12 protein-coding genes and 1 pseudogene are annotated in these 13,904 nt (G+C 66.7%); 2 read left to right on the forward strand and 11 right to left on the reverse strand.

The features are described 5' to 3' along the window. Positions 1–6 precede the first annotated feature (6 nt). Positions 7–660: a PadR family transcriptional regulator gene (locus tag K3U93_RS00855; protein WP_071512691.1), complete on the forward strand. Its 654-nt coding sequence runs from the start codon at positions 7–9 to the stop codon at positions 658–660. Here K3U93_RS00855 and fadD1 read toward each other — a convergent pair. From fadD1 to K3U93_RS00875, 4 genes are all read right to left on the reverse strand, one after another. After that, positions 599–2,248, reverse strand: a complete 1,650-nt coding sequence (gene fadD1, locus K3U93_RS00860; protein ID WP_083009136.1) for a fatty-acid--CoA ligase FadD1 — start codon at positions 2,246–2,248, stop codon at positions 599–601. The two genes, K3U93_RS00855 and fadD1, sit on opposite strands and share 62 nt — an antisense overlap. 76 nt (positions 2,249–2,324) lie before the next feature. Beyond that, positions 2,325–3,089, reverse strand: a complete 765-nt coding sequence (locus tag K3U93_RS00865) for an SDR family NAD(P)-dependent oxidoreductase (RefSeq protein WP_083008920.1) — start codon at positions 3,087–3,089, stop codon at positions 2,325–2,327. Positions 3,090–3,153: 64 nt separating this feature from the next. Continuing rightward, positions 3,154–4,362 (reverse strand): sodium-dependent bicarbonate transport family permease, encoded by a 1,209-nt coding sequence (locus K3U93_RS00870; protein ID WP_083008922.1) that lies wholly within the window; start codon positions 4,360–4,362, stop codon positions 3,154–3,156. A 545-nt stretch (positions 4,363–4,907) separates the two neighbouring features. After that, entirely contained in the window at positions 4,908–5,738 is an 831-nt protein-coding gene (locus K3U93_RS00875; RefSeq protein ID WP_083008925.1) for an alpha/beta fold hydrolase, read from the reverse strand. 66 nt (positions 5,739–5,804) lie between these two features. On the opposite strand from K3U93_RS00875, the gene K3U93_RS00880 reads away from it, so the two are divergent. Next, positions 5,805–6,413: a TetR/AcrR family transcriptional regulator gene (locus tag K3U93_RS00880; RefSeq protein ID WP_083008928.1), complete on the forward strand. Its 609-nt coding sequence runs from the start codon at positions 5,805–5,807 to the stop codon at positions 6,411–6,413. A 53-nt stretch (positions 6,414–6,466) separates the two neighbouring features. Here K3U93_RS00880 and K3U93_RS00885 read toward each other — a convergent pair whose 3' ends face one another. The 7 genes and pseudogenes from K3U93_RS00885 to K3U93_RS00915 form a co-directional block, all read right to left on the reverse strand. Beyond that, entirely contained in the window at positions 6,467–7,018 is a 552-nt protein-coding gene (locus K3U93_RS00885; protein ID WP_071512807.1) for a VOC family protein, read from the reverse strand. Positions 7,019–7,111: 93 nt separating this feature from the next. Then, a pseudogene (locus K3U93_RS00890) lies at positions 7,112–7,644 on the reverse strand (CE1 family esterase); the annotation flags it as partial. A 172-nt stretch (positions 7,645–7,816) separates the two neighbouring features. Next, positions 7,817–8,764, reverse strand: coding sequence for a polysaccharide deacetylase family protein (locus tag K3U93_RS00895; RefSeq protein WP_083008931.1), 948 nt, complete (start codon positions 8,762–8,764; stop codon positions 7,817–7,819). A gap of 150 nt (positions 8,765–8,914) precedes the next feature. Then, positions 8,915–10,306, reverse strand: a complete 1,392-nt coding sequence (locus K3U93_RS00900; protein WP_176219865.1) for an alpha/beta hydrolase-fold protein — start codon at positions 10,304–10,306, stop codon at positions 8,915–8,917. An 80-nt stretch (positions 10,307–10,386) separates the two neighbouring features. Then, positions 10,387–12,654, reverse strand: coding sequence for a heavy metal translocating P-type ATPase (locus tag K3U93_RS00905; protein ID WP_083009141.1), 2,268 nt, complete (start codon positions 12,652–12,654; stop codon positions 10,387–10,389). A 32-nt stretch (positions 12,655–12,686) separates the two neighbouring features. Next, complete coding sequence (locus K3U93_RS00910) at positions 12,687–12,899, reverse strand: heavy-metal-associated domain-containing protein (RefSeq protein WP_083009144.1); 213 nt, start codon at positions 12,897–12,899, stop codon at positions 12,687–12,689. 137 nt (positions 12,900–13,036) lie between these two features. Next, entirely contained in the window at positions 13,037–13,858 is an 822-nt protein-coding gene (locus tag K3U93_RS00915) for a mycofactocin-coupled SDR family oxidoreductase (protein WP_071512684.1), read from the reverse strand. Between the last annotated feature and the right edge of the window lie 46 nt (positions 13,859–13,904).

Here is a 13,904-nt window from a genome sequence, read left to right on the forward strand (position 1 = left end):
CCGATCGTGAGCCCCGCACGCACCAGCAACGGACTGCCGGTAACCGCCTACCTCGTGCTGGGCGTGCTGGCGGCCAACGACGAACAGCTCACCGCCGGTGAGATCAAGATGCGCGCCGAGCTGTCGGTCGGCCACTTCTATTGGTCGCCATCGGTCAGTCACGTGCGCCGCGAACTGAACCGGTTGCTGGCGCGGGGCATGGTCAGCGAGATCGGCGCCCAATCCGGCAAGCGAGCCATCACGCTGTACGAGACAACGGATTCCGGGCTCGACGCACTGCGCCGATGGGTCCAGCACTTTCCGGGTCAGGATCGGGTCGTCATCAAACACCCCGTCATCCTCAAAACCTGGCTTTCCCGCGGCGAGGACCCGGAACGCGTGATCGATACGCTCGACCGGCATCTCGAGGCGACCCGCGCCCGGCTGGACGAGGCGCTGTGGTCGCGGCAGCGTTCCCGTGACCTCGGCATCATCGACGACCCGGACCAGCGTCTCTCGTTCGCGGTGCTCGACTACGCGATCCGCGGTCTGTACGCGGAGATCTCCAACATTTCCCAGCTGCGCGACGAGATCGCCAGCGGCACAGGCCGAGATCCCGTCAAACGGGTGCGACGGGCGAAGGGGCAGATCCGCCGTCGGGTGCATAGGAATCCGGATTAGGCGTGGGCGCCGCGCGCCGGTAGGCGGTGCCGTGCGGTTCGCGCTCCCAAAGAATTTCGCCCTCGCCCACGGCCGTTCCTTCGGCGATCAGACGCCGCTTGAGCACCTTGTGAGTGGCGGTGCTCGGCAGGTCGGCGGCGATGCGCACGTATCGCGGGCGGGCCTTGGGCGACAGATCGGGCTGAGTGTCAAGGAACGCCTCGAAGGAATCGGGATCGAGGGTCGCGCCCGTATTGCGGACGACGGCGGCCATCACCTGGTCGCCGACGCGTCCGTCCGGGACGGCGTAGACGGCGACGCGGTTGATAGCGCTGTGGCGCAACAGAATTCGTTCGATCGGTGCCGCGGCCAGGTTCTCGCCGTCGACCCGCATCCAGTCGGCGGTGCGGCCGGCGAGGTAGATCCAACCCTCGGCATCGCGGTAGGCGAGGTCTCCGGACCAGTACATGCCGTGGCGCATGCGTTCGGCGTTGGCTTCGGGATCGTTGTAGTAGCCGGTGAAAAAGCCCGATCCCGCCGAGTTGACCAACTCACCCACGGCTTCGTCGGCATTGGCCAACGCGCCGTGGGCGTCGAAGCGCGCGACGGCGCACTCGGTCACGGTCTCGCTGTCGTATACCGCGACCCCGTCGACCCCTCTGCCGATCGAGCCCTTCGGCGTGCCGGGTTCGCGTATCACGATGACGGCGTTTTCGGTTGAGCCGAATCCGTCCTCGACCCGAACGCCGAAGCGGCGCGCAAACTCCTCGATATCCTTGTCGTTGGCCTCATTACCGAACGCCACTCGCAGCGGATTGTCCGCGTCGTCGTCGCGTTCGGGGGTGGCGAGGATGTAGGCAAGGGGCTTGCCGACGTAATTCATGTAGGTGGCGCCGTAGCGGCGGACGTCATCGAGGAAGTTGCTCGCCGAGAACCTCGCCGGCACGATCGCGGCGCCGGAGGCCACCGCGGGTGCCCATCCCGCGACGACCGCATTGGAGTGAAACAGCGGCATGGACACGTAGCAGGTGTCCCCTTCGGTGAGGCCGAAGCGCCCGGTCAGGCTGAGACCGGCGATGGTGGCCATCAGGTGGGATACCGGCACCGCCTTGGGATTTCCGCTCGTCCCGGAGGTGAAGATCATCATGAACGCGTCCATCGCGGTCACTTGCCGATGGGGGACCAGCTCGCCGGCGCCGCCGACGAATTCCGCCCACCGCGGCGTCGAGGTGTCGAGAATCTGCGTGCCCTCGAGATCCAAACCATCCAGCAGCGGCCGATGCTCGGCGTCGGTCACGATGAACTGACAGTCGGCCCGCCGGATGTCGGCGGCCAGCGCTTCGCCGCGCCGTGTGGTGTTCAGGCCGCACAGCACGTAGCCGCCGAGCCCGGCCGCCGCCATCTGGGTCAGCATCTCGGGCGTGTTGCCCAGCAGGGCGCCGATGTGCACCGGTCGGCGTGGATCGGCGGCGGCGATCAGGGCCGCGGCCCGAGCCGTTGACTCCGCCAGGTACTGGATCCAAGTCCATTGCAGGCTACCGTGTTTCACGGCGACCGTCGGGTCGGACAGGCGCTTCTGCAGGAGCGCCTGAATCGTGTCGTCAGTCATCGGATCCACCTTCGCTTACGAGACGAGACGGTCCGTCTTATGGTAGCGGCGGCGCCGCGACGCCCTTTTCCCGCCCTTACCCGCCCACCATGGTCAGGCCGCCGTCGACCGCCAGCAGTTGCCCGGTAATGAAGCCCGAACCCGGGCCGGCCAGAAAGACCAGTACCGGCCCGACATCGCGCACCGGATCTCCCAGCGCCCCACCGAGCGGAATCATCATCTTCATCTGCTGGTCGATGAGGGCACCGGCCTGCGGGCCGAGGAAATCCCGTAACCGGTCGGCGCCCGGCGTCTGCACCGCCGGCGCCAAGGCGTTGACGGTGACATTGTCGGCGGCCCAGGCGCGGGCCGCCGATCGCGTCCACGCCTGCACCGCACCCTTCGTCGCGGCATAGACGGCCGAGATCGGGCTGCCCATAACGGCTTCGGACGATCCGAAGTTGATGATCCGGCCGCCGGCACCTTTCATCACGGCGTGCGCGGCCTGATTGGTGAGGATGGTCGCCTTCACGTTGGTGTCCAACAGGAACGAAATTTCGTCAACGCCGATGTATCCGGGGATTCCGGGCTGCCACAGCCCCGCGGCGTTCACCAACACGTCGAGTCCACCGAGCCCCTCGGCCGCCTGCCGCACCGTCGCCGAGACGGCCTCGGCGGAACGCACATCGCACTGCAGCCAGGTGGCCACCAGATCTTCCGGCGGCGGGGTCCGGTGGTAGGTGGCGGCGACCTCGGCCCCCGCCGCGGCGAGCACGCCGATGGCGGCCGCACCGATGCCGGTGGCTCCGCCGGTGACCAGGATCCGCCGGCCGTGCAGCGGTGATGTCGTCGCATCTGGCATGGCGGCAACGCTATACGGCGACAGCGACCGCCCTGACACCGCCCGCAGTTGCGGGCCACGTGCTCTACAGGCCCCACCAACTGGCGAGATGGGCCATCTCGACATAGAGCGGGATCCCTATGGTGACGTTGTACGAGAAGGTCAAACCCAGTGATGCCGCCAGCGGCAAGGTCGGGCTGGCCTCGGGGATTGCCAGCCGCTGGACGGCCGGGACGGCGATGTAGGACGCGGCGCCACATAGCACCGCGAACAGCACGTATGTTCCCGACTTGAACTCGGTGTTCGTCAGGAAGGCGTAGCCGTGGGCGACGAAGATCCCCAGCGCCGCAAAGACATTAGGCGCCAACAGACCGAAGAAGATGAAACCGAAGCCCGCTGACCGCAGGTCCTTCAACTTGCGCGAGGCCGTCATGCCCATCTCAAGCAGGAAAAGGCAAAGAGCACCCTGGAAGGCCGAGACGAAAAAGGTGTCCTGGTCATGAATCACCTCTTGGCCCTGCAGCCCACTAATGAAGCCAACGACGATGGCGCCGAGGAGGAGACAGAGCCCAGGGTTGAGTAAGACATCTTTCAGCGGCGCGACCTTGGGGACGCGCCGGTTCGCGTGAGCCTGATTTGGAAGCTTCCACTCGGGATACGGAGGCCTTTTCACCGGGATCGTCAGCTCGTGCTCCGACTCCAGGCTCTGGCCGTAGACGGGCCGCGTGGCGGTGCCGGGTCCGGTCCGAACCGTCCCCCGTGGGGTGTAGCCGGGTTCATCCGGCATATTCCCCGCCGCATCCATCCCCCGATTGCGCAGTCGCGCGACCAGGTACAGCGCCACCAGGCAACCGGGAATCTCCATGACGGCCAACATGACCGGCATGTAGGGGTTGAACGCGATCCCCATGCTGGCAAGAATTGCCACGCAGGTGGCAAAAGTCCCCGCCGAATCCGACCCGTAATAACCGGCGACCATTGCCCGGTCGATCCGCCGGATGGTACTCAGCCAGCTCAGCATGAAATAGGCGAGAGCACCGATTACGAAGTTCAACAGGAAGCCAACGACCATGAAGCCGGCGATGCCGCCAACGTTCGCCGGCTTGATCGCGGCGAGCTCCTCGCCCCCGCGCCAGCCGATGGCCAGCAGCAGGTACATGGTCAGGCCCTGGTAGATCACGTGCGGAAACTCGAAGCGCACCTTCAGGATCGGCATCAGGAACCCGAAGTAGAAGAACAGCAGGAGGGGCTTGAACAGGTTGTGGGTGAAGTTATGCCAGAATTCATACAGCATGGGTCTCTCCTGTCACTGGTATGGCGACGGAAGTTGTCAGTGCCGGAAGGCATTTCGCATTACGGGTGTCGACGAAGCTGCGATTCAGCCGATCGGCTGCCGCTGTGAATGATGCGCGAGCCCTTGTCGCGCTGGATTTGCGCCGCCACGTCGTCAGATGACCAGATGACCGGGCGACGCTCAGCTTTCGCGATGCGATCGCCTCGGCCGGTGTCGGCATCGCCCAACACAATGGAGCGGCTGCGACCGCAGCCAGATTCACGACGGCACTGTCCATGACCAGCTCCTACCCTGTCGGAAAGGATCGCCCGCATTGGCGACCCACGGGGTAGAAGCCATTAGCGCCATCTGTCCGGCCGGATCGGCCGGACAACGATGCGTTCAGCGAGCTTCATCGCTTATAGCACGTACTCATAGACTTTACACAGTTTTGCTGCGAGGTGAACACCGAACGTGAATTTTAACGATCACGGCCTTATGCGGCCTGATCGGCGACGATGGCGGCCGCACCGATACCGGTGACTTTGCCGGCAACGCGGGGGCCGCTAAGCGGGCACCGCAATCGTCGACACCAGGTCGGCGAGCCGGTCCGGCCGGTCCACCATCGAGAACGTCCGCGCCTTCTCGATTATCTCGAGGCGGGCGTTCGGGATGGTCGCGGCCAGTCGCTCGCCGTCTCCGAGTTCGAAGAACACGTCGTCAGCCGACCAGGCGATGAGCGTGGGTTTGGTGAACTCGGGCAGGCGGGCGGCGGCGCCGGTGGTGACCTCGGTGCGCAGCGACAGGGTGAACTGGCGCAGGTCTTCGGCGACCGCGGGGTCGGAAAGCGCCGGGCGCACCCAGACCGTCGTGAGGTCGTCGATGTTGCGATGGGCCAGTCCGTCGAACGCGCGCTTGCGCGCCGCCGGTGCCCGCATGGCCTGGATCGCCGTCCGGAACAGCGTCTTTGACTTGGCTGCCAGGATCACCGGCTTGAGGATCGGCGGCGGAAAGTGTTCGAAGGCATCGCAACTCGTGAGCACAAGCGCCCCGAGCCGCTCGGGATGGTGCACCGCGACGAGTTGTGTGACGATCCCGCCGGTGTCGTTGCCGACCAGCACCACGTCCTCGAGATGGAGGGCGGCGAGCACCTCGGCGACGATGCCGGCGACGCCGGTGATGGTTCGGTCGGCGCCGGGACGCAACGGCTGCGGATGCGCGCCCAGCGGCCAGGTGGGGGCGATGCACCGCAGCCCCAAGTCGGCGAGTCGTTCGCTGACCTGGCGCCACAGTTGGCCGCCCATCATGTACCCGTGCACGAACACGACGGGCCTGCCGTCCTCGGGTCCGGTTGCTTCGTAATGGATGGTTCCGGCACTAATGTCGATCGTCGACATAGATGGCTCCTACTCCGAGATGCATTTACAAACAGGCTGTCTGTTCGTAAGTTACCAACAGGTTGTATGGAAATCAAGAGACGGACCCAGGAGGAGCGCTCCGCGGCGACCCGCGATGCGCTGATCTCGGCTGCCCGCAAGCTCTGGGGCGCGCGGGGCTACGCGGAGGTGGGGACGCCGGAGATCGCCACCGCCGCGGGCGTGACCCGGGGGGCGATGTATCACCAATTCGCTGACAAGGCAGCGCTTTTCGGCGAAGTCGTCGAGACCGTGGAGCAGGATGTGATGGCCCGGATGGCCACCTTCGTGGCCGAGTCGGGAGCGAGGACGCCCGCGGACGCGATCCGGGCCGCGGTCGATGCCTGGCTCGAGGCCTCCGGCGATCCGGAGGTGCGTCAGCTGATCCTTCTCGACGCGCCCAGCGTGCTCGGCTGGGCCGCCTTCCGCGATGTCGCCCAGCGGTACAGCCTGGGCATGACCGAGCAGCTGCTCACCGACGCCATCCGGGCGGGGCAGCTGGCCGATCAACCGGTGCGACCGCTGGCCCACGTGCTGATCGGCGCGCTCGACGAGGCCGCCATGGCCATCGCCATGGCCGACGATCCCAAACGCGCCCGCCGGGAGACCGGGGAGGTGCTGCACCGGCTCATCGACGCGATGCTGAACGAACGTTAAGGCCAGTGTGCGAAATCCACTGCGGTGCCGGATCGTTCGGCTTGTTAATCGGGTTACCGGGACGGCAGCGTTCGTATGGCCTGGCGAGCAAGCAGGCGCAGCGAGTGCGGCAAGTCCACGCGCGCCGCCGCAATGTCGGTAAGGGCTCGACGCGATCTCCACAGCTCACGAGGAGACGCCGCTATGGGTAGGCGGGCCAGCTCCCAGTGGATGCCATTGATTGGGTCGTCAAAGAAAACGGCGTAATAGCCGGGCGCGTAGTGCGGGTACTCTTTCGGCTGGTCGGTGACGTGGATTCCTCGTGCGGTCAGGAACTCACGATGGAAGCGGTCGACTTCTCGCCGGCTTTTCGCCCAGAGCGCAATGTGGTTGATTCCGACCGCCTGCTCGGCATGATGAAGCTTGCTCCCTGTCCGTGCGGGCTGAATGCCGATGTAGCTGTGCGGAGCCGGAAAACGAGCCATGTAGTAGGTCGATCGATATTCGATGTCGAGTGTCCAGAAACTCCTATAGCCGAGCCAACCGAACATCGCATCGTAGAAAGCTATGGAGTCGTCGTAATTCAAAACGGCAAATTCGACGTGATGAACACCCCGCCAGCGCATGGTGCCTCCCTACACGACGACAACATCCCCAACCGAAGCATTACGGAACGTAACAATGGAGCGCTCGTCAACGGAAGGGAGATGCAGCGTGCCTTAGCGGCGGCTCAGGGCGAAGAATCGCCAGATGGTGTCGGTCGCGTCAAGCGCCGTCGACGGAGCGGGACTCCCCGCGAGCGGGCCGGGCTCGCCGCCGGGCCATTGATGGCCCGCACCGGCCACCGAGATCAACTCCACGGTGCGCCCGTCGGCGCATCCGGCCGTTTGGGTCGTCACGTCGCCTGCGGTGGCCGCGGTCGGTGGACCGCATGCGTCGATGGCACGCCAGGTGGCGTTGACCGACTCCACCGAGGGGCCGTCGACTCGTGGAGACCCGTTGATTGCGAACGCTTTTCCGGGTCCGCCGTTATAGGGGACCCTGTCGTCGGCCGTGCCGTGGATTTGCAAAACCGATGTCGGGTGCGCCTGGGAGCAGTCGGTCAGCAATGTGCCCGCGACGGGAGCGATCGCGGCGAAGGTATCGGTCTGGCATCCCATCGATCGATCGGGATCTCCTGCTCGATGGCCCCGACCATGGCGGTGATGAAGCCGACGTCGTCGACGCCCGCGCCCGAACTATCGAGCTGACACCGCGTGGTCGGCAGGCGCTGCGCGTAATGCGTTCCAATGCACTCGATTTAGAGAAGCGGTGGGAACAGGTCCTAGGGCGGCGGCGATTGGGCGAACTGCGCGACACCCTACAGATGTTGCTTTACAGCGAATCGAACACGTAGCGGCCAGCCACGCCGAATCTCGGCACCGCTACGGGGTTTTGAGGAAAACGTCGTTGAGCGTGACCGTACGTAGGTCTCGGGACCGGATGATGTCGACGAGTTGCGGGTAGACGTGGGTGACGGGCAGGTGATTGAGGTGTCCGATAACGATGGACTGCGGGGTGAAGTATTGGTCGGCCATCTTCACGATGTAGTCCTCGGTGATCAGCGTGGAATCCGACAACGAACCCGACCACAAGGTCGGGACGGTGTAGCCGAGGTCGGCAGCGACAGCATCGACGTCGGCGTTGCGTTTCGCGTACGGCGGCCGCCAGTACGGTTTGGCGCCGATGCCGTAGGTCCTCTTCAGGAATTCGTCGTTGCGGGTGATCTGTTGAGCGACCTCGTCTTTCGGCAGGGTGGTCAAATCCGGGTGCGACCAGGTGTGGTTGCCCAGCTGGATCTGGCCGGAATCCACCAACGGTCGAAGTATCGCCGCGTTTTCGGTCCAGGACTTATAAATCCCGTTGACGAAAAATGTCAGCCGCACGCCGGTGTCCTTGGCGAATTGCGTGTAGGCCCGCACCACTTCGCTGTTGACGCCGTCATCGACGGTCAATGCCAGCAAATCGCCTTGGCCGGGAATCTTGACCAGTGCGCCGCCACCGGGCAGCGGGATGCGAGCGCTCGGCGGTGGTGGCGGTAACAGGGCCGACGGCGCGGTTGGACCGGCGGTTGCCACGCCAGCCCCAGGGGCCTGCGCGAATGTCCGGGGTTGCGGGTCAACGACGAGGCGGGCCGCACCCACGCCGGCAACGGTGGCCGCGGCCAGCGCCCCGAGGAAACGGCGCCGGTTGAACTCCGACGCGGCACGACCCCGACCGGACGTACCCGCAAAGGGGGAGACGGTGAATCCGACGCGACCTTTCGCGGGCCGTTTGCGGCGCGCCGTCGGCGCACGCGACCCGGTTCGCGTGTTGCCAAACTCCGCCGCCACAGCAGCGAACGGTACCACCGGCGCTGGGATTATGTCCGATTCGTTACGGGAGGGTCAGCTGTGAATTCGGCTTCGAAATGGCAACGATCCTGTATACGGCGGCCCACCCGGATGATCGTCGGCTTTGGCGCTCGCCGGGACAAAATCCCATCAGTGAGGCGCCCCGCCGCCGCGCTGTGGTAACTGGACGGGCTGGGCGCCGGGGGTTCCCAGCGCCGCGGCCAGCCACGGCAGCGACGCGGCGAACGCCTGGGCGGCGAAGGGCCAGTCGTGCCTGCCCGGTTGGGTAACCACCGCGCAGGTGATCCCGTGGGCGGTGGCGACGGCGCACAGCGAATTGGCGGCCGCGTCCTGGCCTTCCGGGTTGGCGGCGGGATCGGTGCTGGGAGCGCTGAGGGTGGGGTTGGCTTCCTCGGCGAAGTTGCGCGGACCGGACGACGCGGGGACGTCGAACCAACCCGATACCCCCGTGTAGTGACCATGCCGATTCATGACGGTGACCGGGTCAAAAGCGGCCCAGGCGGTCGTGTTACCGCCGAACAGCCGAGCGATGGATTGCTCCTTGCTGCCCGTGTTGGGGCTGCGATCGCCGGCGATGTCCACGAATGCGCTGAACATGTCCGGATGCATGACGGCCAAGTCGACGGCGCACGTCCCGCCCATCGACCATCCGGCGACGCCCCAGTTGGCCCGGTCGGCGCTGACGCCGAAATTCGAGACGACGAACGGCACCACATCTTTCGTCAGGTGATCGGCGGCGTTGCCGCGGCTCCCGTTGACGCATTCGGTGTCGTTGTCGAACGTGCCGGTGGCATCGACGAACACCAGCGCCGGGGCGAAACCGTGATGACGGGCGGCGAAGTCGTCGATGGTGCTGAAAGCGCCGCCGGGTCGCAGCCAGTCGGCAGGCGTATTAAACGCCGAACTGACCATCATGACCGCCGGCAGCCGGGGCGGCGGATTGCTGCTGAACCACGCCGGAGGCAGATACACCAGCTCCTGGCGGTGGGGAAAGTGCGACGCGTCGGCGCCGATTGTCACGGGCACCACCACGCCCTTGGTCGGCCTGGTCCCCTCGAGCTGCATTGCGGTGACCCGCAGCCGATCGATTTGATCGGGCAACGGCTGCGACGTCAGCTGATTCCATGCGGCCAGCACGGTGGGGAAATAGCCAACCCAGCCGTTCAAGGCCAATGCGGCGCACAACACGCACAGGGGTACCGAAAAAAACGCCAGGCCCCGTCGCCACCAGCGGGCACCCGGCCATCCGAGCAACAGCACCGCGACCGCGAGTCCACTCATCGCGATCCATAGCCACAGCGGCACCGGTGCCGGGTCCCCGGCCACACCTATCGACGTGATGTACCAGTAGGCCAGTGCCGTCACCACCGCCGCGAAGCCCAGGGCCACCGGTAGCGCCCAGCCGCGCCAACGCCGCCTGCGCCATCCGATCGCGCTGACGGCCACGAGCAGCGCGAGCGCTTGCACCGCCGGCGGCAACCAGCCATGCAGCAACGACAGCTGTTCGACGGAGTGGGGCAACGGTCGTGACCTTCGCTATCCGATCGCTCTGCGAGGAACAGCCCACCGATAGTGGCTCTGGAAGCGGCAGGCCAGACCCACTATCCCACACCGTCCTCGCGGGTCGTGCTTGCGAAGGAGCGCAGCCGCAGGCTGTTGCCGACGACGAAGACACTGGAGAGCGCCATCGCGGCGCCCGCCAGCATCGGGTTGAGCAGGCCGAACGCCGCCAACGGGATCGCGGCGACGTTGTAGCCGAAGGCCCACAACAGGTTTGTCTCGATAGTGCGCAATGTCTGCCGGGAGAGCCGGATCGCGTCCACCGCGGCGCGAAGATCCCCGCGTACCAGGGTCAGGTCGGCGGCTTCGATCGCCGCGTCGGTGCCGGTGCCCATGGCGAGCCCCAGATCGGCGGTGGCCAGGGCCGCGGCGTCGTTGATGCCGTCGCCGACCATGGCGACGACCTTGCCCTCGGACTGCAAACGCTTGACCGCGGCGACCTTGTCGGCGGGCATCACCCCGGCGATAACCTGCGCGATGCCGACCTCGTCGGCGATGCGCCTCGCGACGGTCGCGTTGTCGCCGGTCAGCAGCACCGGCGCCAGCCCCAACCGCTTGAACTGCCGGACGGCTTCGGCGCTGGTGGGTTTGACGGTATCGGCGACGACCAGGATCCCGCGGGCGCGGCCGTCCCAGCCGGCGACGACGGCGGTTTTGCCGTCGCCCTCGGCGCGGGCCTTGGCCGCCGACAATTCGGCGTCGAGGTGCTGGGTCCAGTCGGCCAGCAGGCTCTCGCGCCCGACGACGACGGCGTGGCCGTCGACAATGCCTCGCACGCCTTTGCCCTCGACATTGGCAAAGTCCCGGGGCGCGGGCAGGGTGCCGAGTTCCGCCTTTGCTCCCTTGGCGATCGCCCGTGCGACGGGATGCTCGGAGGCGTCCTCCAACGCCCCGGCGTAGCGCAGCAGCGTTTCGCGGTCGGCGTGCGGGCCGGTGATCACGTCGACGACGGCCATGGTGCCGGTGGTCACCGTGCCGGTCTTGTCCAGCACGATCGTGTCGACCTTGCGGGTGGACTCCAGCGTTTCGGGTCCTCTGATGAGCACGCCGAGCTGGGCCGCGCGGCCGGTGCCGACCAGCAGCGCCGTCGGAGTCGCCAGCCCGAGCGCGCACGGGCAGGCGATGATCAGCACCGCGACCGCGGCCGTCAGCGCCGCGGTGATCGGGAACCCGGCGCCGAGCCACACGGCGAGGGTGGCCGCGGCGATGGCGATGACGACGGGGACGAACACGCCGGAGATCCGGTCCGCGAGCCGCTGCACCTCGGCCTTGCCCGATTGGGCCGCTTCGACGAGCTTGGCCATCTGTGCCAACTGGGTGTCGTCGCCGACCCGGCTGGCGCGCACGACCAGGCGCCCGCCGGCGTTCACGGTGGCACCGGTGACGGCGTCGCCCGCGCCGACCTCGATAGGGACGGACTCGCCGGTGAGCATCGAGGCGTCGACGGCCGAGGAGCCCGAGACAACGATCCCGTCGGTGGCGATCTTTTCTCCGGGCCGCACCACGAACTCGTCGCCCACCACCAGTTGGTCTACGGGGATGCGGGTCTCGGTGCCGGGGACGCCGGGGCGCAACACCGCGACGTCCTTGGCGCCCAGCTCCAGCAGGGCGCGCAGCGCGGCGCCCGCACGCCGCTTGGAGCGCTTCTCGAAGTACCGGCCGGCCAGGACGAACAGGGTCACGCCCGCGGCCACTTCGAGGTAGATGTTGCCCGCTCCGTCGCCGCGGGTGACGGTCAGCTCGAAGCCGTGGCGCATCCCCGGTCGCCCGGCCGTCCCAAAGAACAGGGCGTACAGCGACCACACGAACGCCGACAGCGTCCCGACCGAGACCAGGGTGTCCATGGTGGCCACACCATGTTTGAGGTTGGCCCACGCGGCCGCATGGAAGGGATGGGCCGCCCACACGATGACCGGTGCGGCCAGGACCAGCGATGCCCATTGCCAGTAGCGGAACTGCAGGGCAGGGATCATCGCCATCGCGATGACCGGGACGGCGAGCACGGCCGCGGCAACCACGCGGGTGCGCAGCGATGTCAGCTCGGGGTCGTCGGACGCCGGCCTTGCGGCGGGTTCGTCGTCGTGGTGGGAGGGGGCCGCGGTGTAGCCGGCCTTCTCGACTTCTGCGATCAACGCCCGGGTGTCATACCCGATGGGGACGGTGAGGCTGGCCTTTTCGGTTGCGTAGTTGACCGTCGCGTTGACCCCGTCGAGCTTGTTCAGTTTCTTTTCGATGCGCATCGCGCACGACGCGCAGGTCATCCCGGCGATGTCCAGCTCGACGTTGTTCAGCCCGGCCGCCTCGGGCATGGCGCGCTCATTGATCTGGCGTGGACCCGTTTTCACGCGACCACGACCGCCTCATAGCCGGCCTCGTCGACCGCGCCCAGCACGGCGCTCGCGTCGACGGGAACAGAACTTGTAACGACGAGCCTGCCCGTGCGCGCGTTGACGTCAACGCTGACCACACCCGGGATTTGGCCCACCTCGCCCCTGATGGCGGCCTCGCAGTGACCGCAGCTCATCCCGCTCACCCGAAACTCGCTCGTGTTCATGACGCTCCCTTCGGTATACCCTGCCAGGGTATACCGTCTCTTCAACGCCCGCGTCCCCGGGGCGTATTCCCTCGTCAAGGGGCCGCTGCCGCAGACGGGCGTCAGTTCCGGAGGGGGGTGTAGGGGCGCGGCCGGGATCAGACGTAGCCAACGCCGATATCGACCGAAACCTGGGTGGCGGTAACCAATCTGGATTGATCGGAGGCCAGCCAGGCGACCGCGTCGGCGATGTCTTCGGGTTGGGCGATGCCCTCGGGCAGCAGCGGTTTGTGCATGCCCCGCAGGTGCGGGTAGGAGTCGGCGGCCGCTTGCAGCGCGTCGCGCATTCGTCCGGTGCCCATCGGGGTGGCGACGGCTCCGGGGTTCAGGCTGTTGACGCGGATGTTGTGCCGGCCGAGTTCGGCGGCGAACGCGCGCGCCATCCCGACGACGGCGTGTTTGCTTGCCGTGTAGTGGATCATGAACGATTGCATGTTGATGCCGGCGGCGGATCCGATGAGGATGATCGACCCGCCGCGGCCGCCGTCGATGATGTGATGAGCGCCAGCCATCACGGTGTTCCAGGTGCCGGTCACGTTGGTGTCGATGGTGTCGCGGAACGCTTGCGGGGTGATCTGATCCCAGGGTGCCGGACTGCAGATCCCGGCGTTGGCGACGATGATGTCGAGGCGGCCCAGTTCGCCCACCGCGCGGTCGACGGCGGCCTTGAGCGCGTCAAGCTCGCGGATGTCGACGGCCTCCGTGACGACCTTCCTGCCGTTGGCGTTGACGAGTCGTGCCGTCTCGGCCAGGTCGCCGGGTGTCGGGGAGTCGTAGGGCACGCTGGACGGCAGCGGGCCGGCGATGTCGACCGCGATGATGTCGGCGCCTTCGGCGCTGAGCCGCACCGCGTGCGCCCGGCCCTGTCCGCGCGCGGCCCCGGTGATCAACGCGACCTTCCCTGGAATTGATTGGTTCATCGGTTCCTGAAATTCCTTTCTTGCCAACCTCGATCAACGTCTGGGT

This window comes from Mycobacterium malmoense, assembly GCF_019645855.1.
GTDB classification, from domain to species: domain Bacteria; phylum Actinomycetota; class Actinomycetes; order Mycobacteriales; family Mycobacteriaceae; genus Mycobacterium; species Mycobacterium malmoense.